We start from the raw sequence: 23,955 nt of genomic DNA, 5'->3' as shown, positions 1-23,955 counted from the left end.
CCACATCAGCAAGAAGCATCAGCCCTGCAGCTCGCGCAGCGTCACCGACGGCGGCGCATCCAGCACCTTTCGCGTGGCGAACAGGCCCGCGGCCAGCGCCGCCAGCATGCCGAGGCCACCGCCGATGGCCGCCAGCTGCCAGTTCGCCTTCCACGGCAGATCGAACACCTGCGTGGCGACCACACCCGACAGGACGGATGCGGCAATGGCCGCGACCAGGCCGGCCAACAGGCCGATGGCCGCGAACTCCGAGGCCTGCGCCAACCGCAGCTGGCGACGGCTGCCGCCGAGCACACGCATCACACCGCCTTCCAGCAAGCGCTCGTCCTGGCTCGCACTCACCGCGGCCATCAGTACCAGCAGGCCGGCCGCCAGCGAAAACCAGAACACCACCTGCACCACCTGGGAGACCTGTTCGGCCGTGCTGCGCACCTGGTTGAGCACCGCCTCCACGTCGATCACCGACAGGTTGGGATACTGGTTGACCAGCTCGCGGGTGAAGGCGCTGTCACCCGACGGCACGCTGACCGCGGTGATGTAGCTGGCCGAGTAGCCATCCAGCGCGCCGGGCGAGGCGACCACGAAGAAGTTCGGCCGGAAGCTTTCCCAGTCCACGCTGCGCAGGCTGGTGATGCGGCCCTCGAAGCGCTGGCCGGCGATGTCGAAGGCCACCTGGTCGCCGAGCTTCCAGCCCAGGTCTTCGGCGAATTCCTCCTCCACCGACAGTTCCGGCGACGCCGGCGTGCGTCCGGTCCAGAACGCGCCGGCCGTGACCTTGTTGTCGTCGCGCAGCGCAGCCGCCATCGACAGGTTGAACTCGCGGTCGGCACGCCGTTGCGCGCGCTCGTCGGCGCCCTCGTAGTCCGCACCGCTGGCAGGCTTGCCGTTGTGCTCCACCAGGCGGCCGCGGATCATCGGATAGAGATCGACCGTCGACAGGCCGCGCGCCTGCATGAAGGCCTTCACCGGCTCCACCTGGTCCGGCTGCACGTTGATGATGAAGCGGTTGGGTGCATTGGCCGACAGCGCCAGCTGCCAGCGGTCGAGCAGATCGGTACGCACGAAGGTCAGCAGCAGCAGCGCCATCAGGCCCAGGCCCAGCGCGGACACCTGCGCGATCGACGTGCCCGCGCGGCGGCTGACGTTGGCCAGGCCGTAACGCAGGCTGCCGCGCAACCGCGAGCGCACGCGGCGCACCAGCACGATCAGCAACCATGCCAGCAGCGCGAGCACCGCCAGGGTGCCGACGATGCCGATCAGCATCGCCGTGCCCAGCGTCGGCGAGCCCGCCTTCCACCACAGCAGCGCGCCCAGGCCGACGAAACCCGTCAGCGCCACCAGCCACGCGCTGGGCTCGGTGCGGTCGAGGTCGCGGCGCAGCACGCGCAGGGCCGGCACGCGGCGCAGCGCCAGCACCGGCGGCGCACCGAAGGCGAGCAGCACGATCATGCCGACGCCATACCCCTGCAATGCCGGCATCAGGCCCGCCGGCGGAATGTCGATCTTCAATGACTGCTGCAGCCAGCTGCCGATGCCCCATTGCAGCCCGAACGCGATCAGCACACCGACGGTGCACGCCGCCAGGCCCAGCAGCACCAGTTCGCCGACGTGGATGCCGACCAGCGTGCGCTGCTGCGCGCCGAGGCAGCGCATCACGGCCGTGCCCGACAGATGCCGTTCGCTATGCCGGCGCGCGGCCATCGCCACCGCCACTGCCGCCAGCACCACCGATACCAGCGCGGCAAGTCCGAGGAAGCGGCTGGCGCGATCCAGCGCCGAGCGCACTTCCGGCCGCGCGTCCTGGATGGTTTCCATGCGCTGGCCGCGCGCGAGTTGCGGCTTCACTGCGGCGGTGAACGTCTCGACCGCTGCGGCGTCGCCGGCGACCMCCAGCCGATAGCGCAGGCGGCTGCCTTCCTGCACCAGCCCGGTGGACGGCAGGTCGGCGAGATTGAGGAAGACCTTGGGCGCGACATTGAAATAGTCGAGCGCCGCATCCGGTTCCTGCGTCACCAGCGCGGCGAGCTTCAGTGTGCGCGTGCCGATGCCGATGTCGTCGCCGGGCTTGGCGCCCAGCGTCTCCGCACCGGCCTGGCTGATCCACAGCGTGCCCGGCGCCGGAATGCCGCCGGCATCACGCTCGGCGCCGCCGGCGCGATCGACCACGCGGAAGCTGCCGCGCAGCGGAAAGCCCTCGCCCAGTGCGCGCAGGTCGCCGAGCGACAGCGATTCGCCCGCGCGGATCATGCTCTGCAGTTCCTGGGTCTCGGTCACGCGCAGGCCGGGTGCGGCGGCCAGTGCGCGCAAGGCATCGGTCGGCGGCGCATCGCCACGCACGACCACGTCGCCGCCGAGCAGACGGTTCGCCTCGATGGCCAGCGCGCGTTCGGCGCGATCGGTGACGAAGCCGACGGCCGTGACCGCGACCACCGCGAGCACCAGCGCCGCGAACAGGATGCGGACATCGCCCGCGACAAGATCGCGCCGCAGCTGACGCCAGGCCAGCGCCAGCATTTTCATGCGTCAGGGCCCAACAGGCGGCCCGCGTCCAGCCTGAGCAGGCGCTGGCAGCGCGCCGCCAGATGGTCGTCGTGGGTGACCAGCACCAGGGTGGTGCCCGCATCGGCATTCAGCGCGAACAGCAGTTCGATGATCGCCTGCCCGGTGTGCGTGTCGAGATTGCCGGTGGGCTCATCGGCGAACAGCAGCGATGGCCGCGTGACGAACGCGCGCGCCAGCGCGACGCGCTGCTGCTCGCCGCCGGACAACTGCCGTGGATAGTGGCCCAGGCGCTGGCCCAGGCCGACCTTCTCCAGGATCTGGCGCGCCGGGCCTTCCGCATCGGCATCGCCGCGCAGTTCCAGCGGCAGCATGACGTTCTCCAGCGCGGTCAGCGACGGCAGCAGTTGGAAACTCTGGAACACGAAGCCGACCTTCTCGCCGCGCACACGCGCACGTCCGTCCTCGTCCATGCCGGAGAGACGCTCGCCATCGAGCGTCACCGTGCCGCTGCTGGGCACGTCCAGGCCGGCCAGCAGCGACAGCAGCGTGCTCTTGCCCGAACCCGACGCGCCGACGATGGCCACCGTGTCGCCGTGTTCGATGCGGAAGCCGATGTCGTCGAGTATCGTCAGGTCGCCGTCGGGCAGCGGCACATGCTTGCCCAGGCCCTGTACGTCGAGCACGGCACGGCGCACGGTGGCGAGGGCTTCAGGGGGGAGTCTGCTGGCGTCGGCCATGATCGTCTCGTCGGTCGTTTCGTGAATCATCGGGAGCACGGATTAAATGTTTCTTAATTTGAACAGGTATGGGGCCCGCCGTGCAGGCATGCAATGGGCGGTGGGCCTGTCGCTGCTGCTGCTCGTCGCAGGGTTTGCACGGCCCGTCGCAGCGCAGACGGCCGCGGCCGCGCCGGCAAAAGGCGCACGCACCGTCCTGGTGATGGGCGATTCGCTGTCCGCCGCCTACGGCCTGGCACCGGCGCAGGGCTGGGTGTCGCTGACGGGAGAACGCATCGGCAAGACCAAGCCGGGTTGGCGCATCGTCAACGCCAGCATCAGCGGCGAGACGACCGCAGGCGGGGCGGCGCGCATCGCGGCGGAGCTGCAACGCCACAGGCCCGCCGTCGTCGTCATCGCGCTGGGTGCCAATGATGGCCTGCGCGGCCTACCGCTGGCGCAGACCCGCGCCAACCTCGAGAAGATGATCAAGGCGGCGCAGGCCGCCAAGGCGAAGGTGCTGCTGGTCGGCATGCGCATGCCGCCGAACTACGGGCCCGAGTACACGCGCGGCTTCGAGCAGAACTACAGCGCGCTCGCCGGGCAGTACAAGACCGCCGTGCTGCCGTTCCTGCTGGAGCCGATCGCACTCGACCGCAACGCCTACCAGGCCGACAACCTGCATCCCGTCGCCAGCGTGCAACCGAAGCTGCGCGACCATGTGTGGAAGGCGCTGGAGCCCCTGCTGCGCTGACACCGGGCGGCCCACCTACAGCCCCGTAGGACTTTTCCTACGCGGGACCGGGGTGTCCGCCGAATGTGATAGCTGACACATTGGCGCACAGTCTCCCCGCCGGTTCCCTGCCCGGCGTGTTGACTGGAGTCCGTCATGCCCCGCCTGCTGTTCACCATCGCCGCCAATGCCAAAGGCTGGCAGCTCTACGAAGGCCAGTACGGCCGCAACTGGTTCGACAACCTCGGCGACGCGCGCGAGAACGCCAAGCTGCTCGCCGCGACCCTGCACCAGCACCACGGCATCCCGACCGCCGTGGTCGTCGAGATGCCCAGCAACGAATCCGTGCTGCTGGCCCGCCACGGCTGAGCCTTCCGCATCACTCCGCGGACGCGGGCCGGCATCGCTGGCCCGCGTCGGGATGGCATGATCCGCCCTCCCTCCCAGGAATCTTCCGCATGGGCAAGCAGGCCTTCGAAGCATCGCTGGCGGACGGCCGGCACCGGCAACTCGCGCAGATGGCCGGCGACTGGGAAGGCCGCTTCCGGTTGTGGTTCACCCGGGATGAGCTGGCCTGCGAAGCGCCGCAGCGCGGACGCATCCGCAGCGTGCTGGGCGGGCGGTTCCTGATGCACGAGTACGAAACCCGCTTCAACGACGACCCCATCGAGGGTTTCGTGATCTACGGCTACCACCTGGATGACGGGAACTGGGAGTCGGCCTGGGTGGAAAGTTTCGGCACCGGTACCAGCATCATGTTCTCGACCGGCGGCGGCAACGCGCCCTCGCCCGACATGCTCGGCAGCTACGGCGATGGACAGGGCGGCCCGCGTTGGGGCTGGCGGACGACGCTGGAACAACCCGACCCGGACACGCTCGTCATCACCATGTTCAACCTCACCCCACAGGGTGAGGAGATGCGCGCCGTGGAGACGCGCTACACCCGCGTCAGCCGCTGATGCCCGCCAGCTGCCGCAGCGCCTGCTCGAACACCTCGGGCGGCTGTCCGCCCTGCACCAGGTGGCGGTCGTTGAGGATCACCGACGGCACGGCGCGGATACCACGCTGCTGGTAGAAGTGCTCGCGTTCGCGGACCTGCGCGGCGTAGGTGCCTGTCTCCAGGATGCGCCGCGCCTCGGCGGCGTCAAGCCCGCTGGACGCGGCGATGTCGACCAGGGTGTCGAGGTCGGACACATTGCGGCCTTCACCGTGGTACGCCTGCAGCAGCGCACGCTTGAGCGCCAGCTGTTGTGCGGCGCCCTGCTCGCCCGTCCAGTGCAGCAGGCGATGCGCATCGAAGGTGTTGTAGATGCGGTCGCGCTTCTGCAGGTCGATGCGCACCCCGAGGGCTTCGCCACGCTGGCGCAATGCCTCGCCGTTCTGCGCCAGCTGCTCCGCACTCAGGCCGTACTTGCGTCCGAGATGATCCGCGATGGCCTCGCCTTCCGGCGCCATGTCGGGATTCAGCTCGAACGGCTGGAAATGCAGCTCGACCTGCAGGTCGCTGCCGATGTCCACCATGGCGCGTTCCAGCGCGGCCAGACCTATCGCGCACCACGGACAGGCGACGTCGGAGACGAAATCGATCTTCACGGGCTTGGACATGCTTGGCGCCTCAGTCGTTCGCGGTGTTCTTGTACACGCGGCCCTGCTTCATCACGAAGCCGACGTTCTCCAGTACCGCCACGTCCTGCAACGGATCGCCGTCGACGGCGATCAGGTCCGCGTAGTAGCCCGGCTTCAGCACACCGGCGTCCTTCTCGACGCCGAACAACCGCGCATTCACCATCGTGGCCGAGCGGATCGCCTGCAGCGGCGTCATGCCGAACTGCACCATGCGCGAAAACTGGCGCGCGTTGAGGCCGTGCGGATACACGCCACCGTCAGTGCCGAAGCCCATGATCGCGCCGGCCTGGTGCGCCTTGCGGAAGTTCTCGCGCTGGGTGGCGCCCACGCGGCGCTCCTTCTCCAGCGACTCGGGCAGGAAACCGGCCTTCTCGCCTTCGCCCAGGATGTATTCGGTGTTGTAGATGTCCATCACCAGTACGGTGCCGTGCTTCTTCGCCAGCGCAATGCCTTCGTCGTCGATGAAACTGGCGTGCTCGATGGAATCCACGCCGGCCAGCAACGCGTTGCGGATGCCGGTGGCGCCATGCGCGTGCGAGGCCACCTTGCGGCCCAGCGCATGCGCTTCGTCGACGAGGGCTTTCAGTTCCTCCAGCGAGTACTGCGGCGCGCCGACTTCGGTGCCCTTGGACAGCACGCCGCCGGTGGAGCAGGTCTTGATGAAGTCTGCGCCGAACTTGACGTTCTGCCGCACCTTCTGGCGCGCCGCCCACGGGCCGTCGGCCACGCCTTCTCCGACTGCCTTGTACTCGGCCGGCAGCAGGTTGTTGTCGCTGCAATGACCGCCGGTGATGCCGATGGACACGCCGCCGGCGAGGATGCGCGGGCCGTCGACTTCGCCGGTGGCGATCGCGTCACGCAGCGCCACGTCCGCATAGCCCGGCGAGCCCGGCACCCGCACGGTGGTGAAGCCGGCCAGCAGCGTGGTCCGCGCGTTCTTCGCGCCCTTGATGGCGGCCGCCGGCAGCGAGATCGCGAGGCGGCGATAGCCCTGCAGGTCGGCGTCGCCGTGCAGATGCACGTGTGCGTCCATCAGGCCGGGCAGCACGGTCTTCGCCGACAGGTCGTGCACCGTCGCATCGGCCGGTACCGGCGTGCTCGCGGCCGGGCCGATGGCGGTGATGCGCGCGTCCTCGATCACGATGGCCTGGTCGGCCAGCAGGCGCCCGGATTCGACATCGAGCAGGCGCCCGGCCTTGATGTAGGTGGTGGCGGCGAACGCGGGTGCGCAGGCGACGGACAGGACAGCGGCGAGGACGCACAGGCGCATGGAGGATCCGGAAGTCGAATGACGATGAGGGGAATGTAGCAAGCCACTCCCGTGGGAGCGACGTCAGTCGCGATGAACAAGCGAGTTCGTGCACATCAGGCCAGCCACGATGGCGCCCCCCTCGCGACTTACGTCGCTCCCACGGCATGCCTCGCGGCGGACAGGCATCGCCGCTGCAGCGTGTTGCCTGGGTCAGACCGGCGTGGGATTGCGGTAGGCGAAGCCGGCCTGGTGCCAGTACGGATACGGCTTCGGGCGCTGGCTGGCGGCATCCAGCTTCGCCACCTGTTCCGTGGTCAGGTTCCAGCCGACCGCGCCGAGGTTCTGCTTCAGCTGTTCCTCGTTGCGGGCGCCGATCACCACGGTACTGACGGTGGGGCGCTGCAGCAGCCAGTTCAGTGCGACCTGCGGGATCGACTTGCCGGTTTCCTGCGCGATCTCGTCCAGCGCATCGACGACGTCGTACAGATAGTCCATGTCCACCTGCGGACCGGCATCGTTGGCGGTCTGCGACTGCAGGCGGCTGGTCTCCGGCAGCGGCTGGCCGCGGCGGATCTTGCCGGTCAGCCGGCCCCAGCCCAGTGGGCTCCACACCACCGCGCCCACGCCCTGGTCGGCGGCCAGCGGCATCAGCTCCCACTCGTAGTCGCGACCGACCAGCGAGTAGTACGCCTGGTGCGCGACGTAGCGCGTCCAGCCGTGGCGGTCGGAAGCGGCCAGCGATTTCATCAGGTGCCAGCCGGAGAAGTTGGACACGCCGAGATAACGGATCTTGCCGGCCTTCACCAGCGTGTCGAGGGTGGACAGCACTTCCTCCACCGGCGGACGCGCATCGAAGCCGTGCAGCTGGAACAGGTCGATGTAATCGGTGCCGAGCCGCTTGAGCGCGCCGTCGATCGCATTGATCAGATGGTGACGCGAGGAACCGACCTGGTTCTCGCCGTCGCCGAAGCGGAACGTGGCCTTGGTGGAAATGATCAGCGAATCGCGCGGCCGGCCCTTGATGGCCTCGCCGAGGATTTCCTCGGCCGCGCCCTTCGAGTAGACGTCGGCGCTGTCGAACATGTTCAGGCCCGCATCGAGGCAGACATCGACCAGGCGCCGCGCCTCGGCCACGTCGGTACTGCCCCACGCGCTGAACAGCGCGCCTTGGCCGCCGAAGGTGCCGGTGCCGAAGGAGAGGACGGGCACGCGGAAACCGGACGCGCCGAGATAGCGGTATTCCATGGAGAGGTTCCTGAAGCTGGGGGAGTGCGCCATTGCACTCCCCCGACCCTGCGACGGCAACCCCTTGGGGTGGAACGCTCAGTTCGCGCTCGCGGCCGGACGCACGATGACTTCGCTGACATCCACATCGTCGGGCTGTTCCACCGCATAGGCGATGGCACGCGCGACGGCTTCAGCGGGAATCGCCACCTGGCGGAAGTCCTCCAGCCAGGCCTTGATGCCGGCATCGCTGGTGGTCTCGGCCAGTTCGCTGGTGGTCACGCCTGGCGAGACGACGGTGACGCGCAGGTTGTCGTGCTCCTGGCGCAGGCCTTCGGAGATCGCCAGCACGGCGTGCTTGGTGGCGCAGTACACCGACGCGCTGGGCCACACGCGATGGCCGGCGGTGGACGCGACGTTGATGATCTGGCCGCCGCCCTGCGCCTGCATCACCGGCAGTGCGGCGGCGATACCGTGCAGGACGCCGCGGATGTTGACGTCGATCATCTGGTTCCATTCGTCGATCTTCAGCGCGGACAACGGCGACAGCGGCATCACGCCGGCGTTGTTGACGATCACGTCGAGCCGGCCGAATTGCGCACGGGCGAATTCGACGAAGGCCTGCACGTCGTCAAGGCGGGTGACGTCGAGCGCACGCTGGCGGGCCGTGCCGCCGTCGGCTTCGATCCGGGCGACCAGCTGTTCGAGCCGGTCGGTGCGGCGCGCGCCGAGCACGACATGGGCGCCGCGGCGGGCGAGTTCGCGGGCGGCGGCTTCGCCGATGCCGCTGCTGGCACCGGTGATGGCGATGACTTTTCCTTCGATTCCGGACATGGGACACCTCGTTTGGGGGAAGCTCGGCGCGGGCTGCGCCGGGACGGTGCGCAGTCTGTGCGCCACGGTCGCGGCGTCGATATCCGGTTCCTCCACGATGCTTGCCTGATCCTGCGCCGGGTAACCGCAAGCGGTTCCATCCGGCGGCGCGCTGCGTAGACTCGCCTCATCCCCACGCCAGCCCCGCCAAGGCCTTTCCATGCCCGACACCACGCCCGCCCACGACGGCCACATCCGCGAACTGGCCGGCCTGATTGAACGATCCACCGCCGGCGACGGCCTGCACACGACCGCCATCCCCACGCTGCAGTTCTCCCGCCTCAGCGCGCCGATGCAACTGCCGATGCGCGGCGTGCAGGAAGCCGCGCTGTGCCTGATCGTGCAGGGCGCCAAGCGCGCGATCCTGGCCGACGAGGTGTACGACTACGACGCCAGCCGCTTCGTGGTGGCCTCGGTGGACCTGCCGGTCACCGCGCAGGTGACCCAGGCCTCCGCGGATGCGCCCTACCTGTGCCTGATCCTGAAACTCTCGCCGTCCACCATCGCCGAACTCGTCACCCAGGCCGAATCGGCGGAAGCCCCGCTGCCGCCGCCCTCGCGCGGCCTGTGCCTGGCGCCCAGCAGCGTGGAACTGCTGGAGGCCGCCATCCGGTTGGTGAAGCTGCTCGATACGCCGCGCGACATCCCGCTGCTGGCCCCGCTGGTGGAACGCGAGATCCTCTACCGCGTGCTGTGCAGTCCGCAGGGCGCGATGCTGCGCCACATCGGCATCGCCGACAGCCAGGGCCAGCGCGTGGCCAAGGCCATCCACTGGCTGCGCGAGCATTACGCCAAGCCGCTGCGCATCGACCATATCGCCCGCGAGGTGCACATGAGCACCTCGGCGCTGCATCATCACTTCAAGGCGGTTACCGCGATGAGCCCGCTGCAGTACCAGAAGCAGCTGCGTCTGCAGGAAGCCCGCCGGCTGATGCTCAGCGAAGTGCTGGACGCCGCCAGCGCCGGCCATCGCGTGGGCTACGAAAGCCCCTCGCAGTTCAGCCGCGAGTACAGCCGCATGTTCGGCGCGCCGCCGGTGCGCGACGTGGAACGTCTGCGCAGCCTCTGAACGGCCTGCAAACCGGGACTGAACGCCGTGCGGCGCGTGGCGCGCCGCCGTGTTGTTTCACCCCACCGGCGGGCGCACACTTCATGCGACTCCCACGGAGGATCCGTCATGAAGGCGCCTGCCCTGCTGCTCACCGCCCTGGTCGCACTCGCCACCGCCGCGCCCGCGATGGCGGCACCGAAGACCGTCACCGATCCGAACCTGCCGCGCAGCGTGCCCGCCGAGGGCGGCGCGGTTAGCGTCAGCTGGTCCGATCCCGCGCAGTTCAGCGAGATCAAGTTCAGCGGCAACCGCTGGGAAGCCGAACGGGGCACCTGGGTCACCCAGCTGGCCACTTACCTGCGCGATGAAGCGGGCCAGCGCCTCGCGCGCGGCCAGACCCTGGACGTCACCATCTCCGACATCGACCGCGCCGGCCATTACGATCCCACCGTGCGGATCGGCATGAACGACATCCGGGTGGTCAAGGATCTGTATCCGCCGCGGATGACGCTGACCTTCACCCTGAAGGGGGCGGACGGCCAGGTCGTGGCCGAGGGCGAACGCAAGCTGGTCGACCACGCCTTCCTGATGGGCACGCAGATCAACAACAACGACCACCTGCGCTACGAGAAGCGCCTGATCGACGACTGGCTGCGCAAGGAATTCCGCAACAACGCGGCGGCGCTCAGCTCGACGCCCTGATCCCCCGGCAAGGCGCGCAACCCACGCAGGCCCCGCTCAACGCGGGGCCTGTCCGTTTCCGTCTTCCGATTCGTGCGGGTAGACCGCCGACACCGTGCACTGGACGCGAATGCCCCGTCGCGACCACCGACGCTCGTCGCCGGGGATCAATGCATCCGCATTGCCCGAATCGAAGAGGCTGTTGCCGCCGCTGTCCTGCGCGACCACACGGTCGCCGGGATTGCCGCAGATCAGCCCGATACCCACGCCGGAGCGGAACGTGATCGCGGGCGCCGAGTCGAGGTCCGGGCACCCCTGCGCGAGTTCGACCCGGTAGTAGCGATGCCCGCCCGAACGTCGCGGCGAGAGCTCCACCAGCATGCCCTGCGTGTCTTCCGACCAGGCGCGCAGGTAGCGGGGGTTGAAGCAGAAGCTCGACGAACCGGCGAAGCCGCGGCGGCGCGGCGCGCGCACCTCCACGGTCTCGAGTGTGGTCACGCCGTCGTCCGCCACCAGCGAGGCGCGAGCGAGCGCCGCGTACTCGCGCGCGTCGACGGCTTCGATGCTGGCGACCGCGCAGGTGGCATCGCCGATGCGTACGAATTCCCGCCCCGTACCGCACACCCACCCCTCGCGCGCCAGCAGCACGGCCTCCGTCTGGCTTGCGCCGGGGCAGCCGTCCGCCATATCGATGCGGAAGCGCTGACCATCGCGTCCCTGCACGGCGAGCAGGACGGGCGACACCTGGCGGACTTCATCCATCTGCCGGGCGTCCAGGCAGCCGGGCGCGGGCGGTAAGCGCGGCGGCGGCGCAGGAGTCTGGGCATAGGCTGTCGCCAGCGGCAGGGCCAGCGCCCACGAGGCCAGTGTCCGTCGCATCCGTGCTTCTCTCCTTGGGATTGTGCTGATGGTAAACCAGGGTTGTGGCATGCAGGCACAGGCACCATATCGGTCACACCTTTTCTGCGGAGCACGCCCATGACGGCTTTCGACCTCACCCCGCCCACCGCCGCGCAGCGCGACACCCTGGTCGCCGGACTGAGCGACGAGGAGCGGCGCGTGCTGCTGCAGCACGGCACCGAAGCGCCGTTCTGCGGCGTGTTCCTCGACAACAAGACGGACGGTGTCTACACCTGCCGCCTGTGCGGCCTGCCGCTGTTCCGTTCCAGCGCCAAGTTCGATTCCGGCACCGGCTGGCCGAGCTTCTTCCAGCCCGTCGACGAAGCGCATGTCGGCCGCATCCACGACCGCAGCTACGGCATGGTCCGCACCGAGATCGTCTGCGCGCGTTGCCAGTCGCACCTGGGCCACGTGTTCCCGGATGGCCCGCCGCCGACCGGCGAGCGCCACTGCCTGAATTCGGTCTCGCTGGCCTTCACGCCCAACGGCGAGGCGTTGCCCGATCCCCTGCAGCGCGGCGGTGCCGAGGCCCAACCGGCCGGATAGTCCGCTGCGGCGCCTGTCACGAGACCGGCACATGACGACGGTAGCCTGACGGTCATCCCACCGTCTCGCGACTGCCGCACGGCTGCAACACATGGCTCCGCCCGCCGATCCCGAAGCCCGTCCGTCGCCGTTCTCCGGTCTGCCCGGCGCGCTGTGGCTGTACCGGTTCGACACGGACGGCCGCGCCCGCCCGCTGGATGCCGGGCAGTACGGCCTGGAAGCCGTGCAGACCGCCGACGGTCACTGGCACTGGCTGCACCTGGACCTGAGCGATGCCCGCAGTGCCCAGGTGGTCGCAGGGCTGGCCCTGCCGGAGGATGCGTGCGCCACGCTGCTGGCGCCGGACTCGCACGTCAACCTGCAACTCGAAGGCGACGCCGTCCATGGCGTCTTCGTCGACTGGACGCACCAGCGCGGCGTCGACCTTGCCGCCGAGGGCCAGTTGCGTGGCGACGATGGCATCGGCTGGCTGCATTTCGCGCTGACGCCGACGCTGCTGGTCACCGCGCGGCGGCAGGCATTGCGCTCGGTCGAGGCGGCACGGCATGCGGTCGGTGCCGGCGCCGACGCGGATTCGCCGGTGCGGTTGCTGGAACTGGTCGCGGCGCGTTTCGCCGACACCGTCGAGCGCAGCAGCGATGGTCTGTCGGTGCGGCTGGACCGCATCGAGGACCGCGTGCTGGCCGACAGCATCGGCGAGGAGCGGCGCGACCTGGCGCAGCTGCGCCACCAGACGGTGCGCCTGCACCGTCCGCTCGCCGCGATGCGGCGCGTGCTCAAGCAGTTCGAGCAGCGCCACCCGGCCGACACCGGGCACGAACTGCTGCCTGCGGTGTCGCGCCTCAACCAGCGGTTCGACGATCTGGATGGTGACGTCGCCACGCTGCAGGAGCGCGCGCGCCTGCTGCAGGACGAAGTCGCCGCGAAGCTCGCCGAGCGCACCAACCGGCACCTGTACGTGCTGTCGATGATCACCGCCCTGCTGCTGCCGCCCAGCCTGGTGGCCGGCCTGTTCGGCATGAACCTGCCCGGGCTGCCGTTCGCCCACAGCACGCACGGCCTGGCGTTCGCCTTGTCGCTCGGTGTGGCATCGAGCGTGGTGGTGTATCTGGCGCTGCGACGGATGGGCGTGTCGCGTTCGACCTGAGCCAAGGGCGCAGGCGCGGTATCCTGCCGGCCTGATGACCCTCCCGCTCCGTATCGCCACCCGCTACGTCACCCCGCTGCGCGAAGGCGGCTCGATGCCCGCCGTGGTCGAAGCCGACGACGACGGCCTGTACGTGCTCAAGTTCCGCGGCGCCGGTCAGGGACCGAAGGCGCTGGTCGCCGAACTGATCGCCGGTGGTCTGGCCAAAGCGCTGCAGTTGCCGATGCCGGAACTGGCGCTGATGGAACTGGACGTGGACCTCGCACGCACCGAGGGCGATCCGGAGATCCAGGACCTGATCAAGGCCAGCGCTGGCCTGAACCTGGCGATGGACTACCTGCCGGGCGCGGTCAATTTCGATCCGGTCGCCGAACAGCCCGACGCCGACCTCGCTTCGCGCATCGTCTGGTTCGACGCCTTCATCAGCAACGTCGACCGCACCGCACGCAATCCCAACCTGCTGATGTGGCACCGCCGGCTCTACCTGATCGACCATGGCGCGGCGCTGTACTTCCACCATGGCTGGGATGGCGACGTCGCGGGCGCGGGCAAGCCGTTCCCACTGATCCGCGACCACGTGCTGCTGCGCTGGGCATCACGACTGGCGGAGGTGGATGCGGAACTGGCGTCGCGGCTGTCCGGCGATGCGATCGCCGGCATCGTCGCGGGGGTGCCCGATGCCTGGCTGCAGGGACCGGATGCGTTCGGCGCGCCGGACGCGCAACGCGCCGCGTATGTGGATTACCTGACGCGGCGCGTGGCGCAGCGGGATGCATTCGTGCAGGAGGCGATCCGTGCACGCGCATGACACCTACGACTACGCGGTGATCCGCGTGGTGCCGCGCGTGGAGCGCGAGGAATTCGCCAACGTCGGCATCATCCTGTCGTGCGAGCGCGCGGGCTTCCTGGAAGCGCGCATCGAACTGGACGAGGCGCGCCTGCGCGCGCTCGATCCCACGCTGGACATCGACTCGCTGCGGCGGCACCTGGCGTCCATCCCGGCGATCTGCCGTGGCGGCGAGGCGGCCGCGCCGATCGGCCTGCTGCCGCCCCGCGCACGCTTCCACTGGCTGACCGCCAAGCGCAGTTCCATCATCCAGACCTCGCCGGTGCACATGGGTCGCTGCGGCGACCTGCCGGCGACGCTGGAACACCTGATGGACCGCATGGTGAGGCCACCGAAGGCCACCGCGCCGCGATGAGCGTGTATGTGGACGATGCGGTGACGCTGTGGCGGGGACAGCGCTGGGCGCACTTGATGGCCGATACGCTGGACGAACTGCATGCGATGGCCGCGCGCCTGGGGATGCCGCGGCGCGCCTTCCAGGACAAGCGCAGCGGCGCGCATTACGACGTCAACGAAGCCTTGCGCGAAGAGGCGTTGCGGCTCGGCGCCATCGCCATTTCCCGCCATCGCGACCGCGAGCAGGTCCGCGCGATCATCCGCATCGCGCGTTCGCAATGGAGCGGCGCGGCGGACGCACCGTGACCCCGTAGCGCCGGGCTTGCCCGGCTCCGCGCTGCTTCCGCGTTCGATCCGCGATCACGAGCTTGGGAAAGAGCCGCGGAGCGCGCGTCGCTCCACGCGGTGACGATCAGAGCTGCTGCGCTTTGCCGCTGCGGATGGCGTCGTCGATCAGGCGGGCGACATCGCGCTGCATCTTCTCGGTCGCGGCGACCTGCTGGCGGGCCAGCGCTTCCTGCTGGCGTGCGAGGGGTTCCTGCTGGCGGGCAAGGGCTTCCTGCTGCCGCGCCAGTGCGTCCTGTTGCGCGGCGAGCGCGTCCAGGCGACGGTCGGTTTCGGCATCGCTGGCACGGCTGCCCCGCAGCGCGGCCGACGCGCGCTCGGTGGCGATGGCGGCCATCTGCTGGCCCAGTTCGCCCTGCTTCGCGCCCAGGCCGCCCTGCCGCTCGCCCAGCGCGCCCTGCTGTTCGCCGAGCCTGCCCTGTTGCGCGCCCAGCGCCTCGACCGGGGCATGCGCAGCTTTCACTCGCTGCACGATGGCGGCATCGCGCACGATGTACTGCTTGCCGTCCTCGCGCACCCACAACACCGGCGCCTTGCCCTGCTGCAGGGTGCGGGCGACGCGGATGTCGTCGCTGTGCCCGGCCATGGTCACCTCGTCGCCGTGGATCAGCACGTAGGCATCGCCATCGCGTTCGCCCCCGATGCTCCAGGTGCCGCGCATCGGCCGCGGTGCGGGAGGTGGCGCGGGTGCCGGCGGCGCGGCGATGCGCGGCACCGCGGGCGCTGCGGGTGCCGCAGGCGGGGCCGGCGGCGCCGGCATGTCGTGCACGGACGCGACCACGATGGCGCGTGGAGCCGCGACCGGCGTCGGCGCGACCGCCGGATCGGCCTGCGCCGCGACCACGGGGGCTGCGACGGGCGTCGCCGCCATCGGGACGGCGGCGGCGGCCGGCGCGACCGGGGTGCTGCCGGCGATCACGCGGTACGGCACCACGCCCAGCAGCACGAGGCCGATGGTAAGGGCCAGCGCACTCGTGCGCAGGGGCGAAGCGGTGTGCTGCAACATCAGCAGTCTCCTCTTGAGGATGCGGAACGTGGGGGAGGCGCCGGCGAGCGCCGGCGATGGAGCGGTGGAGACGCCCAGCTTCACCAGCAGGCGTCCGTAGTCGTGGGCGGCGTGGCGTTCGTCTTCGAGCACGGCCGCATCGCAGGCGACTTCGCGGGCGAAGGCGTATTCGCGCGCGGCCAGGTGGGCGACCGGGTGGAAGAAGAACAGGTGCTGCGCGAGCGCCGGCATCCACGCCCACCAGAGGTCCCGCCGCTGCAGGTGCGCCAGTTCGTGGTGCAGGGCCATGTGCAGGTCGTCGTTGCGCATGCCGGCGATGCTGGCGGCCGGCAGCATCAGCACGGGGCGCCAGGGCCGCGCCAGCATCGGCGAGTCGATCTCGTCGCTGACCCGCAGCGACGGTGGGTGGGCGATGGCCAGGTGCTGCGTCAGCGACCGGTACACCGCGCGCACGCGGCGGTCGCGGCACGGACGTGCGTGCCGAATCTGCCGGCGCAGGCGCCAGGCGTGGCGCAGCGTGTTGGCCAGCATCACCGCCACGCCGGCCAGCCACGCGGCGAGCAGCAGCACGCCGGTATCGAGGCCGGAGGCCCGCGACGTCGCCACCGGCACCACCGTCACCGCGGCAGGCGACAGCGCCGACGGGGCGGCGGCCGCCACCAGCGCGACCGGTGCCGCCAGCGATTCGGCCGGCAACAGCGGCAGCGCGACCGGTGCATGCCAGACCAGGCCGACCACCATCTGCGTGGCTACCAGCCACCAGAGCCAGGCGCGGGTGCTCGCATCCAGACGCGGCAGGTAGCGGCACAGCGCCCACACCAGCGCGGCGAGCAGCAGCGATTGCATACCGACGGCGAGCAGTCGGGACATCAGGTCATCGGCCAGCGCGACGAGGTCCATGTCAGCCCTCCTTCCGCTTCGACTGCAGGTTTGCGACCAGCGCTTCCAGTTCGGCCAGTTCGTCGTCGCTGACCTCGGTGCGCTGCGACATCCACGCCACCAACGGCGACAGCGAGCCCTGCAGCGTCTTCTCCACGAAACTGCCCACCGCGTGGCGCATCACCTCGGTGGACTGGGCGACCGCCGCGTAACGGTAGACGCCATCGACCTGGCGGCGGCGCAGGTAGGCCTTGGCGCGCAGCCGCTCCATCATCGTCAGCACGGTGGAACGGGCCAGGCCGCGGGGCTCGCCGAACGCGGCGGCGACTTCGCCGACACTGGCTTCGCCGTGTGCGGACAGATGCTGCAGCAGCGCCAGTTCCTGGTCGCCGATGGACTTGCGGGCCTTGCCGGGCATGGGTTCACCTGATGACTACAGTTGTCGTCAACATGCCCATGGCGACAACTGTAGTCAACCCTGCCGAAGGTCATTCTCGTCGCACGGCCGACGAACGGTCGCGGCTCAAGAAACCGCCGCGCGGGCCGATCCTTGGGTGACCCCACCCTGCGGCCGCGTCGCCATGCTCATCATCGTCGGCTTCATCATCGTCACCCTGAGCGTGATCGGCGGCTACCTCGGCTCGCACGGCAAGCTGGGCGCGCTGTGGCAACCGTTCGAGCTGGTCATCATCGGCGGTGCCGCGCTGGGCGCGTTCATGGCCAGCAATCCCACCAAGGTGGTGAAGAGCACCCTCGCCGCCTCGCTTTCGGTATTCAAGGGCGCCCGCTACAAGTCGTCCGATTATCTCGACGTGCTGACGCTGATCCACGAGATGCTCAACAAGGCGCGCCGCGACGGCTTCATGTCGCTGGAAGAGCACATCGAGAACCCGACCAACAGCCCGCTGTTCCAGAAGTACCCCAAGATCCTCGCCGACCATCACCTGCTCGACTTCCTCACCGAGTGCCTGCGCCTGATGGTGGGCAGCAACATCGAACCGCACGAGCTGGAACCGCTGCTCGAACTGGAACTCGAGAAGCACCATCACGAAGCGATGGCGCCGGCGCATGCGCTGCAGAAAGTCTCCGATGGCCTGCCGGGCTTCGGCATCGTCGCGGCGGTGCTCGGCATCATCGTGACGATGGGCTCGATCGGCGGCGACATCGCCGCAGTCGGCGCGCACGTCGCCGCCGCGCTGGTCGGCACCTTCCTCGGCATCCTGCTCGCCTACGGCTTCGTCTCGCCGCTGGCCGCCGCCATCGAAGCGCAGGTCGAACAGGACAGCCGCATGTACGAATCGGTGAAGACCGCGCTGCTGGCCTGCCTGCGCGGCTACAACCCGGCGGTGGCGCTGGAGTTCGCGCGTAAGACGCTACCCTCGGACGTGCGCCCGCCGTTCGCCGAGTTCGAAGCACACCTCAAGGCCAACAAGTAAGCCACGGCGATGAGCGAGCAGCGCCCCACCATCATCGTCCGCCGGGTCAAGAAGGTCGCCGGCGGCGGCCACCATGGCGGCTCGTGGAAGGTCGCCTACGCGGACTTCGTCACCGCGATGATGGCGTTCTTCCTGGTGATGTGGCTGATGGGCGCGACCACCAACAAGGAACGCGCGGCGATCTCGGAATACTTCCGCAATCCCAGTCCGTTGAGCGGCAAGAGCTTCTCGCCGGCACCCGGTCCGGCCGGTCCCGGTGGCGCCAGCACGTCGATGATCAAGCTCGGCGGCACGATGGACATGCCCAAGGGCGAAAGCGACAACCCGTTCGCCAAGCCGCCCGGCGACGCGCAGCAGGCGTCGGAAGAACAGCAGAAGGCGCAGGAAAAGCAGCGCCTGGAGACGCTGATGCAGGCGCTGCAGGAGGCCATCGGCAAGAGTCAGGCGCTGGAACCGTTCAAGGACCAGTTGCTGCTCGACCTGACGCCGGAGGGCCTGCGCATCCAGATCGTCGACCAGCAGAACCGGCCGATGTTCGACCTGGGCGGCACGGTGCTGAAGCCGTACACGCAGGCGATCCTGGCCGAACTCGCCGGCTTCGTGAACCAGGTCCCGAACCACATCAGCATCACCGGCCACACCGACACCACGCAGTACGCGACTAACCGCGGCTACACCAACTGGGAACTCAGTGCCGAACGCGCCAACGCCGCCCGCCGCGCGCTGGTGGTCGGTGGCATGCACGAGGACAAGGTGTCGCGCGTGGTCGGCCTGTCGTCGTCGGTGCTGTTCGACAAGCAGAATCCCCAGAACCCGATCAACCGCCGCATCAGCATCGTGGTGATGACCAAGGCGGCGGAGGAAGCGCTGCAGGGCGAGGGCAAGCTGCTGTCGCCGGGCCCGCCCCTGCCGGACGCCGACGCCGCGATGCCGGATGCGCCGGTGGAAACGGCCGCCCTCGCCCAGGCCCCCGCGCCCGTCGAGCAGCGCACCAGCGCATCGCCCTGACGACCCGCGGCGGCACGCCCTTCATCCGCGGGCGGAAGGCCCTTTCAGCTCGATCGTGTTGCCGTCGGGATCGGTGAAATACAGCGACAGGCCATCGCCTTCCGCTCCGAAATTGAGCTCGGCAGGTCCGACAGGCGCGATGCCGAAGCCGGCGAGATGCGCGACCAGCGCGGGCTCGTCGAACGGCGCGATGCGCAGGCAGAGATGGTCGACATTGCGGCCCTCGCGGCCGGCCGCCGCGCCGCCGCGTGCGCCCAGCATCCCGTCGATGCCGACCAGGTCGATCATCGAGGCGCCGGCACGCAGATGCACCAGGCCCAGGTGCTCGCGCCGGCGTTCGACCTGGCAGCCCAGCACCTCGCCATAGAAGCGGACGCTGTGTGCGAGGTCGCGCACGCGCAGGACAAGATGGTCGATACGCTGGACCTCGAAGATCGGCGTCATGGCAGGCTCCCGGGATGTTCCTGCCTGCGACGATCGGCGGGACCCGGCGTCGACACCGCTGCGGCTCAGTTGACCGGAATGTCGAAGTGCATCACGTCTTCGCGCGTGCCCAGCCCGGTGTACAGCGCCACCGCCGGGTCGTCGCCGTAGTCCGCCTGCACGAACACGACCCACGCGCCGCGCGTTGCGGCGATACGGCGGAGTTCGGCGATCAGCGCGGTGGCGATGCCGCGCCGACGGTGCGATTCCGCCACCGCCAGGTCGTACAGGTACACCTCGCTGCGTGCCTGCTCGAACTTCGGCAGCACATAGGCGGCCAGGCCACCGACCACCGTGTCGTCCTCGAAGGCCGCCACCACGATGAAGGTGTCGCGGCCCAGCAGGCCGGCGAGGTAGGCGTCGTCCGGCTGCGCCTGCGTGTAGGCCGCCATGTCGTCGAACGCACGGCCGAACATGCGCAGCAGGTCACGCATCGCGGCCAGGTCGGACGGCCCCAGCGCGCGCAGCACGGCGTCAGCGGCCATCGTCGTGGCCCTCGCCTTCCGCGGGCGCCGGCCGACGGCGCAGCGAATGCAGCAGATCCTCGGACACCGAGCGCACGTGCAGATCCTGCTGCGGGAACGGAATCTCGATGCCGGCCTGCGCAAGCGCGGCATGCAGCCGCTGCATCAGGTCGCTGCGGATCGTCGTCCATTCGTCGAACCGCTGGGTCCATGCGCGGATGGCGAAATCCAGCGAGCTGGCGCCGAAGCCGGTGAACAGCACGGTCGGCGCCGGCTCGTCGGCGATGCCGGGTGTGCTGCGCGTGGTTTCCTGCAGCAGCTGCATCACCCGCGTGACGTCGGAGCCGTAGGCCACGCCGAGGTCCACGTCGACGCGCCGGTTCTGGTCCACCAGCGTCCAGTTGGTCACCTTGTCCGACAGCAGCATGCCGTTGGGCACCACCACGTCGGCGCCCTCGAAGGTGCGCACCGTGGTGGCGCGCATGCCGATGGCGCGCACGCGGCCGGCGGTGCCGCTGATGTCGACGGCATCGCCGGGCTTGACCGGCCGCTCGAACATCAGGATCAGGCCGGAAACGAAATTCTTCACCACGTCCTGCAGGCCCAGGCCGATACCCACGCCGAGCGCGCCGAACATGAAGGCCAGTTGCCCGATCTTGAAGCCCGCCGCCGACAGCGCCGCCAGCAGGCCCAGCAACAGCAGCACGTAGTAGCTGAGCGAGGCGATGCTGTTGTCGACGCCGCGCGGCAGCGACAGGCGCGGCAGCACCTCCTCGCGCAGCATCGCGCGCAGGGTGCGCGCGATCCAGACCGCCAGCACCACGCCGATGCAGAACACCAGCACGTGGCCGAGACTGATGGACAGCTCGCCGTATTCGAAGCGATGCGTGACGATCGCCTTGCCGGCATCGTAGACCGGCCGGAAGATGCGGAAGCGGATCATCGTGTAGACGATCCAGCCCACCACGGCCGCCACCCGCGCCCACCGCGACAGCGATTCCAGCAGGTTGCCGCCGTGGCGGCGCATCAGCCACAGCCGCCTGACCTCCTTGCGCGCACCCAGTCGACGCAGCAGGGTGTCCAGTACGGTGACGGCGGCGTACAGCACCAGCGCGAAGTAGCCGCTCTCGATGATGCCGGTGACCAGCATTTCCGCCAGCGACACGTTGCCCAGCACGTTCGCGATGATGGAAGAGAGCAGCGTCGCGACGGCAAGCCAGGCCAGCCCGTGCACCAGCCGCCCGGCCCGGCCCGCCACCCCGGCGAAACGTTCCCCGCGCGAACGCCACAGCAACCAGCAGGTCGCCGCCAGCGCCAGCGTGGCGAGCGCCAGGTAGTACAGGCGATAGAGGTAGGCACTGGCCATCAACAGCACGGCCAGGCGCTGCAGCAGGTAGAACGCGGTGGCCAGGTAAGGCCACGGACCGAGCAGCCGGCGCCCCTGTTGCGGCATCAGCCGCAACACCGGCACCAGCGCGACCAGCATCGCCAGTTGGTGCACGAACAGCGGTGCATTGGGTTCGAACACCAGCACGCCGATCATCGACAGCAGCAGCCACGTGGAGAACGGGCGCCGGATGACCCGCAGCTCGGCATCGGTCGCCGGCGGCACGGCGGGATCCACGCCGCGCCGGCGATGGCGCCATGCCACCCACAGCAGGCACGGCAGCAAGAGCAGCTGCAGTCCATGCAACAGGCGCTGGTTGCCCAGGTCGGCCGCTGCGTACTGCGCCACGAAACGGTTTTCCGAGTCGACCTCGCGGCTCAGGTTGTCCGCCACGTCCTGCCGCAGCGTGCTGGCGTCCTTGACCTGCCACAGCGGCGGCGCGTCGATCCGGAACAGGCGTCGGTCCGTGTAGGCGATGGCGTCCTCCACTGCCTGCTGCCCGGCCTGGATGCGCGCGGCCAGCAGGTTGGCGCGGCGCCCCAGGCCGATCTGTTCGGCCAGCGGCGACGAGAGCGCCTGCTCGGCCTGCTGCAGTCGCGCGACGACCGCGTCCACGCGCGAACGCAGCGCGGCCGGCGTGCTGTCGGGCGGCATGCCCTGCCGGGTCAGGTCCCAGTCGGCGCGCCGCAGGGCGAGCTCGGCGGCGTCCTGCGCATACGGTGCGACCAGGCCCTGCATGTCGGCGCGCCAGCGCGCGTACTGGCGCGCATCGAATTTCCAGTGCCGCTCCATGCTTTCCAGCCGCAGCACCGGCAACGTGCGCAGCTCGCCATAGGCGAACAGGCCGTTCTTGTCCGCCACCGACGTCTCGATGGCTTCCAGCCGGGGCACGAGACGGCCCAGCGGATCGGCGCGCGCCGCGCGCAGCGACACTTCCTCCGCATAACGCTCGTCGGCATCGGCGCGCCCGGGAATGTCGGCCAGCGCGATGGCTTCGGGGGCCTTGGGCTTGGAAGGCGACAGCAGCGTGGTGACGTCCTGCGCATGCGCGCCCGGACCGACCAGCAGCATCAGGCAGGCAAGGCAGGCCAGCAGCACACGCATGACGGGCGATCTCGCAACCGGGGGACAGCGCGAGTCTAGCGCGCGCCGTCGCAGGGACGCGATCAGAACGCGTCGCTGCCGGGCCGGATTTCCACACCCATCACCGCCGCCAGCTGCTGCATGCCTTCGTCGTCGCGACGCAACGCCATCCAGCCACCGTAGGCATCGCCGTCGGTGTTCCAGTTCCACAGCGTGTAGCCATGCTCGCGCAGGCGGTCGTAGGCGGTGGCCATCAGCGCGGGCACGTCGGTGCCGTCGAGGAAGTCCTCGTCGCTGCTGTCGCCGCCCCAGTCGATCTCGATGGCGTAACGCGCGGCCAGTTGGTTGATGCAGTCGATGAAGGATTCGGTGTCCTTCCAGTCCACGTAGAAGCCGGAGGTCCAGTCGATCGCGTCCTTCAGCGTCCACAACACCTGGTCCGGTTCGATGCCGTCTTCACCGCCGGCTTCGCGATAGGCCGCGAACTGCCGCAGCGCGGTCTCTTCGTCGCCGGGGTTGATCAGCACCAGCAGGTTCCAGACCAGCGCCTCGGTGTCGTCCAGGTCCATGTCGTCTTCGTCGTCGAAGGCATGGCGGAAGTTGTCGTCGGGATCGAATTCGTGGTCGGGCAAGGTCATGGGAGCGTCGTCGCGTGGCGGGATCGGCGGTTGCCGATGTCAAGGTTGGCTGAATATTAAGGCCACGTGATGCATCCGCGCGTGAGCGGGCGGCGTAGATGTCCTCGCAACCGCAACGCGACACCACCCCTCACTCTGGAGATCACCCATGAATCGCACCGTCATTTCCGTGGCCCTGCTGGCCGTCATCACCGCCGCCGCCTGCTCGCCCAAGACCGCCGAAGCGGACGCCGGCGCCGCGCCGATGCCGGTGGCCGAGGCCAGCGACCCCGCGCCGGCCGAGAGCGCCACGCCGGCCGTCGAACAGAAGGACGTGGTGGATACGGCGATCGGCTCGCCCGACCACACCACGCTGGTCGCCGCCGTACAGGCCGCCGGCCTGGTGGATACGCTGAAGGGCGCCGGTCCGTTCACCGTGTTCGCGCCGACCAACGCCGCGTTCGACGCCCTGCCGGCCGGCACCGTGGACACGCTGCTGAAGCCGGAAAGCAAGGCCGATCTGACCTCCGTGCTGACCTACCACGTGGTCGCGGGCAACGTGGACGCCGCCACCCTGACCCAGCAGATCCAGGCCAGCGGCGGTACCGCCACCCTGAAGACCGTGCAGGGCGGTGAGCTGAAGGCGCAGGTCGTGGATGGCGGCGTGACCGTGACCGATGCCAAGGGCAACGTGGCCAAGGTCACCGCCGCCGACCTGAAGGGCAGCAACGGCGTGATCCATGTGGTCGACAAGGTGCTGATGCCGTAATTCCTCGACGGCAGCACACGCCGGGGCGGTCGTGGTGGGCCGCC

Annotated in this window: 25 protein-coding genes and 1 pseudogene; 13 read left to right on the top strand and 13 right to left on the bottom strand. The window is 69.4% G+C overall.

Annotation, left to right across the window (positions count from 1 at the left end; all coding sequences use genetic code 11):
- Nucleotides 1–18: 18 nt before the first annotated feature.
- The gene (locus tag ASD77_RS07245; protein WP_055939434.1) at nt 19–2,520 is read right to left on the bottom strand and encodes an FtsX-like permease family protein; all 2,502 of its coding nucleotides are present in this window, start codon (nt 2,518–2,520) and stop codon (nt 19–21) included.
- A complete protein-coding gene (locus ASD77_RS07240) occupies nt 2,517–3,197 on the bottom strand; it encodes an ABC transporter ATP-binding protein (protein ID WP_156383588.1) in 681 nt (226 codons plus the stop codon). The genes ASD77_RS07245 and ASD77_RS07240 overlap by 4 nt, the downstream gene beginning before the upstream one ends.
- A gap of 130 nt (nt 3,198–3,327) precedes the next feature.
- On the opposite strand from ASD77_RS07240, the gene ASD77_RS07235 reads away from it, so the two are divergent.
- The 3 genes from ASD77_RS07235 to ASD77_RS07225 all read left to right on the top strand — a co-directional run bounded on the left by ASD77_RS07235 (nt 3,328) and on the right by ASD77_RS07225 (nt 4,910).
- Nucleotides 3,328–3,972 (top strand): arylesterase, encoded by a 645-nt coding sequence (locus ASD77_RS07235; protein ID WP_055939432.1) that lies wholly within the window; start codon nt 3,328–3,330, stop codon nt 3,970–3,972.
- A 135-nt stretch (nt 3,973–4,107) separates the two neighbouring features.
- Nucleotides 4,108–4,320, top strand: a complete 213-nt coding sequence (locus ASD77_RS07230) for a hypothetical protein (protein WP_055939429.1) — start codon at nt 4,108–4,110, stop codon at nt 4,318–4,320.
- 89 nt (nt 4,321–4,409) lie between these two features.
- Nucleotides 4,410–4,910 (top strand): DUF1579 family protein, encoded by a 501-nt coding sequence (locus tag ASD77_RS07225; RefSeq protein WP_055939426.1) that lies wholly within the window; start codon nt 4,410–4,412, stop codon nt 4,908–4,910.
- On the opposite strand, the gene ASD77_RS07220 is transcribed toward ASD77_RS07225, so the two are convergent.
- The 4 genes from ASD77_RS07220 to ASD77_RS07205 form a co-directional block, all read right to left on the bottom strand.
- Nucleotides 4,900–5,556 carry a DsbA family oxidoreductase gene (locus ASD77_RS07220; protein WP_055939423.1) on the bottom strand — a complete coding sequence of 219 codons (657 nt, stop codon included), beginning with the start codon at nt 5,554–5,556 and terminating at the stop codon, nt 4,900–4,902. The two genes, ASD77_RS07225 and ASD77_RS07220, sit on opposite strands and share 11 nt — an antisense overlap.
- A 10-nt stretch (nt 5,557–5,566) precedes the next feature.
- On the bottom strand, nt 5,567–6,847 hold the full coding sequence (locus ASD77_RS07215; protein ID WP_055939420.1) for an amidohydrolase family protein: 1,281 nt from the start codon (nt 6,845–6,847) through the stop codon (nt 5,567–5,569).
- A 192-nt stretch (nt 6,848–7,039) separates the two neighbouring features.
- Nucleotides 7,040–8,074 carry an aldo/keto reductase gene (locus ASD77_RS07210; RefSeq protein ID WP_055939417.1) on the bottom strand — a complete coding sequence of 345 codons (1,035 nt, stop codon included), beginning with the start codon at nt 8,072–8,074 and terminating at the stop codon, nt 7,040–7,042.
- Between the two features lie 78 nt (nt 8,075–8,152).
- Nucleotides 8,153–8,887 carry an SDR family oxidoreductase gene (locus tag ASD77_RS07205; protein WP_055939414.1) on the bottom strand — a complete coding sequence of 245 codons (735 nt, stop codon included), beginning with the start codon at nt 8,885–8,887 and terminating at the stop codon, nt 8,153–8,155.
- A gap of 199 nt (nt 8,888–9,086) precedes the next feature.
- Here ASD77_RS07205 and ASD77_RS07200 point away from each other — a divergent pair, with 199 nt between their 5' ends.
- Together ASD77_RS07200 and ASD77_RS07195 are read left to right on the top strand one after the other, a co-directional pair.
- Nucleotides 9,087–9,995: an AraC family transcriptional regulator gene (locus ASD77_RS07200; protein WP_082563164.1), complete on the top strand. Its 909-nt coding sequence runs from the start codon at nt 9,087–9,089 to the stop codon at nt 9,993–9,995.
- A gap of 168 nt (nt 9,996–10,163) precedes the next feature.
- Nucleotides 10,164–10,679: a DUF3016 domain-containing protein gene (locus ASD77_RS07195; protein WP_235578516.1), complete on the top strand. Its 516-nt coding sequence runs from the start codon at nt 10,164–10,166 to the stop codon at nt 10,677–10,679.
- 36 nt (nt 10,680–10,715) lie between these two features.
- Here ASD77_RS07195 and ASD77_RS07190 read toward each other — a convergent pair whose 3' ends face one another.
- Nucleotides 10,716–11,537, bottom strand: coding sequence for a hypothetical protein (locus ASD77_RS07190; RefSeq protein ID WP_055939408.1), 822 nt, complete (start codon nt 11,535–11,537; stop codon nt 10,716–10,718).
- A gap of 99 nt (nt 11,538–11,636) precedes the next feature.
- Between ASD77_RS07190 and msrB the strand changes: the two genes are divergently transcribed.
- The 5 genes from msrB to ASD77_RS07165 all read left to right on the top strand — a co-directional run bounded on the left by msrB (nt 11,637) and on the right by ASD77_RS07165 (nt 14,740).
- On the top strand, nt 11,637–12,104 hold the full coding sequence (gene msrB / locus ASD77_RS07185; protein WP_055939405.1) for a peptide-methionine (R)-S-oxide reductase MsrB: 468 nt from the start codon (nt 11,637–11,639) through the stop codon (nt 12,102–12,104).
- Nucleotides 12,105–12,195: 91 nt separating this feature from the next.
- A complete protein-coding gene (locus ASD77_RS07180) occupies nt 12,196–13,251 on the top strand; it encodes a transporter (protein WP_055939402.1) in 1,056 nt (351 codons plus the stop codon).
- Between the two features lie 34 nt (nt 13,252–13,285).
- Entirely contained in the window at nt 13,286–14,059 is a 774-nt protein-coding gene (locus tag ASD77_RS07175; protein WP_055939399.1) for a HipA family kinase, read from the top strand.
- Nucleotides 14,046–14,453 carry a DUF3037 domain-containing protein gene (locus ASD77_RS07170; RefSeq protein ID WP_055939396.1) on the top strand — a complete coding sequence of 136 codons (408 nt, stop codon included), beginning with the start codon at nt 14,046–14,048 and terminating at the stop codon, nt 14,451–14,453. The genes ASD77_RS07175 and ASD77_RS07170 overlap by 14 nt, the downstream gene beginning before the upstream one ends.
- Entirely contained in the window at nt 14,450–14,740 is a 291-nt protein-coding gene (locus ASD77_RS07165) for a DUF4031 domain-containing protein (protein WP_055939393.1), read from the top strand. The genes ASD77_RS07170 and ASD77_RS07165 overlap by 4 nt, the downstream gene beginning before the upstream one ends.
- A 106-nt stretch (nt 14,741–14,846) precedes the next feature.
- On the opposite strand, the gene ASD77_RS07160 is transcribed toward ASD77_RS07165, so the two are convergent.
- A complete protein-coding gene (locus ASD77_RS07160) occupies nt 14,847–16,685 on the bottom strand; it encodes a M56 family metallopeptidase (RefSeq protein WP_055939390.1) in 1,839 nt (612 codons plus the stop codon).
- 1 nt (nt 16,686) lies between these two features.
- A complete protein-coding gene (locus tag ASD77_RS07155; protein ID WP_055939387.1) occupies nt 16,687–17,082 on the bottom strand; it encodes a BlaI/MecI/CopY family transcriptional regulator in 396 nt (131 codons plus the stop codon).
- Nucleotides 17,083–17,245: 163 nt separating this feature from the next.
- Here ASD77_RS07155 and motA point away from each other — a divergent pair, with 163 nt between their 5' ends.
- Together motA and motB are read left to right on the top strand one after the other, a co-directional pair.
- Entirely contained in the window at nt 17,246–18,100 is an 855-nt protein-coding gene (gene motA / locus ASD77_RS07150) for a flagellar motor stator protein MotA (protein ID WP_055939384.1), read from the top strand.
- A gap of 9 nt (nt 18,101–18,109) precedes the next feature.
- Nucleotides 18,110–19,105: pseudogene (gene motB / locus ASD77_RS07145) on the top strand (flagellar motor protein MotB); the annotation flags it as partial.
- 24 nt (nt 19,106–19,129) lie between these two features.
- On the opposite strand, the gene ASD77_RS07140 reads toward motB, so the two are convergent.
- The 4 genes from ASD77_RS07140 to ASD77_RS07125 form a co-directional block, all read right to left on the bottom strand.
- Nucleotides 19,130–19,552, bottom strand: a complete 423-nt coding sequence (locus tag ASD77_RS07140; RefSeq protein ID WP_055939381.1) for a VOC family protein — start codon at nt 19,550–19,552, stop codon at nt 19,130–19,132.
- 65 nt (nt 19,553–19,617) lie between these two features.
- Nucleotides 19,618–20,076, bottom strand: a complete 459-nt coding sequence (locus tag ASD77_RS07135) for an AAC(3)-I family aminoglycoside N-acetyltransferase (protein WP_055939378.1) — start codon at nt 20,074–20,076, stop codon at nt 19,618–19,620.
- Nucleotides 20,066–22,546, bottom strand: a complete 2,481-nt coding sequence (locus ASD77_RS07130; RefSeq protein WP_055939375.1) for a mechanosensitive ion channel domain-containing protein — start codon at nt 22,544–22,546, stop codon at nt 20,066–20,068. The genes ASD77_RS07135 and ASD77_RS07130 overlap by 11 nt, the downstream gene beginning before the upstream one ends.
- A 62-nt stretch (nt 22,547–22,608) precedes the next feature.
- A complete protein-coding gene (locus ASD77_RS07125; protein ID WP_055939372.1) occupies nt 22,609–23,163 on the bottom strand; it encodes a hypothetical protein in 555 nt (184 codons plus the stop codon).
- Nucleotides 23,164–23,407: 244 nt separating this feature from the next.
- Between ASD77_RS07125 and ASD77_RS07120 the strand changes: the two genes are divergently transcribed.
- Nucleotides 23,408–23,911: a fasciclin domain-containing protein gene (locus ASD77_RS07120; RefSeq protein WP_156383587.1), complete on the top strand. Its 504-nt coding sequence runs from the start codon at nt 23,408–23,410 to the stop codon at nt 23,909–23,911.
- Nucleotides 23,912–23,955 lie beyond the last annotated feature (44 nt).

Origin of the sequence: Pseudoxanthomonas sp. Root65, assembly GCF_001427635.1 — a bacterium.
In the GTDB taxonomy this organism is placed as follows: Bacteria; Pseudomonadota; Gammaproteobacteria; order Xanthomonadales; family Xanthomonadaceae; genus Pseudoxanthomonas_A.
This window is presented reverse-complemented; position numbering and strand designations above follow the sequence as displayed.

Excerpts from the sequence above, each read along its gene's own strand:
- ASD77_RS07120 (WP_156383587.1), top strand. The coding sequence starts at position 23,408 with ATGCCGGTGGCCGAGGCCAGCGACCCCGCGCCGGCCGAGAGCGCCACG.
- ASD77_RS07200 (WP_082563164.1), top strand. The coding sequence starts at position 9,087 with ATGCCCGACACCACGCCCGCCCACGACGGCCACATCCGCGAACTGGCC.
- ASD77_RS07175 (WP_055939399.1), top strand. The coding sequence starts at position 13,286 with ATGACCCTCCCGCTCCGTATCGCCACCCGCTACGTCACCCCGCTGCGC.
- ASD77_RS07225 (WP_055939426.1), top strand. The coding sequence starts at position 4,410 with ATGGGCAAGCAGGCCTTCGAAGCATCGCTGGCGGACGGCCGGCACCGG.
- ASD77_RS07220 (WP_055939423.1), bottom strand. The coding sequence starts at position 5,556 with ATGTCCAAGCCCGTGAAGATCGATTTCGTCTCCGACGTCGCCTGTCCG.
- ASD77_RS07210 (WP_055939417.1), bottom strand. The coding sequence starts at position 8,074 with ATGGAATACCGCTATCTCGGCGCGTCCGGTTTCCGCGTGCCCGTCCTC.
- ASD77_RS07165 (WP_055939393.1), top strand. The coding sequence starts at position 14,450 with ATGAGCGTGTATGTGGACGATGCGGTGACGCTGTGGCGGGGACAGCGC.
- ASD77_RS07235 (WP_055939432.1), top strand. The coding sequence starts at position 3,328 with ATGCAATGGGCGGTGGGCCTGTCGCTGCTGCTGCTCGTCGCAGGGTTT.
- ASD77_RS07230 (WP_055939429.1), top strand. The coding sequence starts at position 4,108 with ATGCCCCGCCTGCTGTTCACCATCGCCGCCAATGCCAAAGGCTGGCAG.
- ASD77_RS07130 (WP_055939375.1), bottom strand. The coding sequence starts at position 22,546 with ATGCGTGTGCTGCTGGCCTGCCTTGCCTGCCTGATGCTGCTGGTCGGT.
- ASD77_RS07140 (WP_055939381.1), bottom strand. The coding sequence starts at position 19,552 with ATGACGCCGATCTTCGAGGTCCAGCGTATCGACCATCTTGTCCTGCGC.
- ASD77_RS07155 (WP_055939387.1), bottom strand. The coding sequence starts at position 17,082 with ATGCCCGGCAAGGCCCGCAAGTCCATCGGCGACCAGGAACTGGCGCTG.
- ASD77_RS07135 (WP_055939378.1), bottom strand. The coding sequence starts at position 20,076 with ATGGCCGCTGACGCCGTGCTGCGCGCGCTGGGGCCGTCCGACCTGGCC.
- motA (WP_055939384.1), top strand. The coding sequence starts at position 17,246 with ATGCTCATCATCGTCGGCTTCATCATCGTCACCCTGAGCGTGATCGGC.
- ASD77_RS07205 (WP_055939414.1), bottom strand. The coding sequence starts at position 8,887 with ATGTCCGGAATCGAAGGAAAAGTCATCGCCATCACCGGTGCCAGCAGC.
- ASD77_RS07215 (WP_055939420.1), bottom strand. The coding sequence starts at position 6,847 with ATGCGCCTGTGCGTCCTCGCCGCTGTCCTGTCCGTCGCCTGCGCACCC.
- msrB (WP_055939405.1), top strand. The coding sequence starts at position 11,637 with ATGACGGCTTTCGACCTCACCCCGCCCACCGCCGCGCAGCGCGACACC.
- ASD77_RS07190 (WP_055939408.1), bottom strand. The coding sequence starts at position 11,537 with ATGCGACGGACACTGGCCTCGTGGGCGCTGGCCCTGCCGCTGGCGACA.
- ASD77_RS07180 (WP_055939402.1), top strand. The coding sequence starts at position 12,196 with ATGGCTCCGCCCGCCGATCCCGAAGCCCGTCCGTCGCCGTTCTCCGGT.
- ASD77_RS07160 (WP_055939390.1), bottom strand. The coding sequence starts at position 16,685 with ATGGACCTCGTCGCGCTGGCCGATGACCTGATGTCCCGACTGCTCGCC.
- ASD77_RS07195 (WP_235578516.1), top strand. The coding sequence starts at position 10,164 with ATGGCGGCACCGAAGACCGTCACCGATCCGAACCTGCCGCGCAGCGTG.
- ASD77_RS07125 (WP_055939372.1), bottom strand. The coding sequence starts at position 23,163 with ATGACCTTGCCCGACCACGAATTCGATCCCGACGACAACTTCCGCCAT.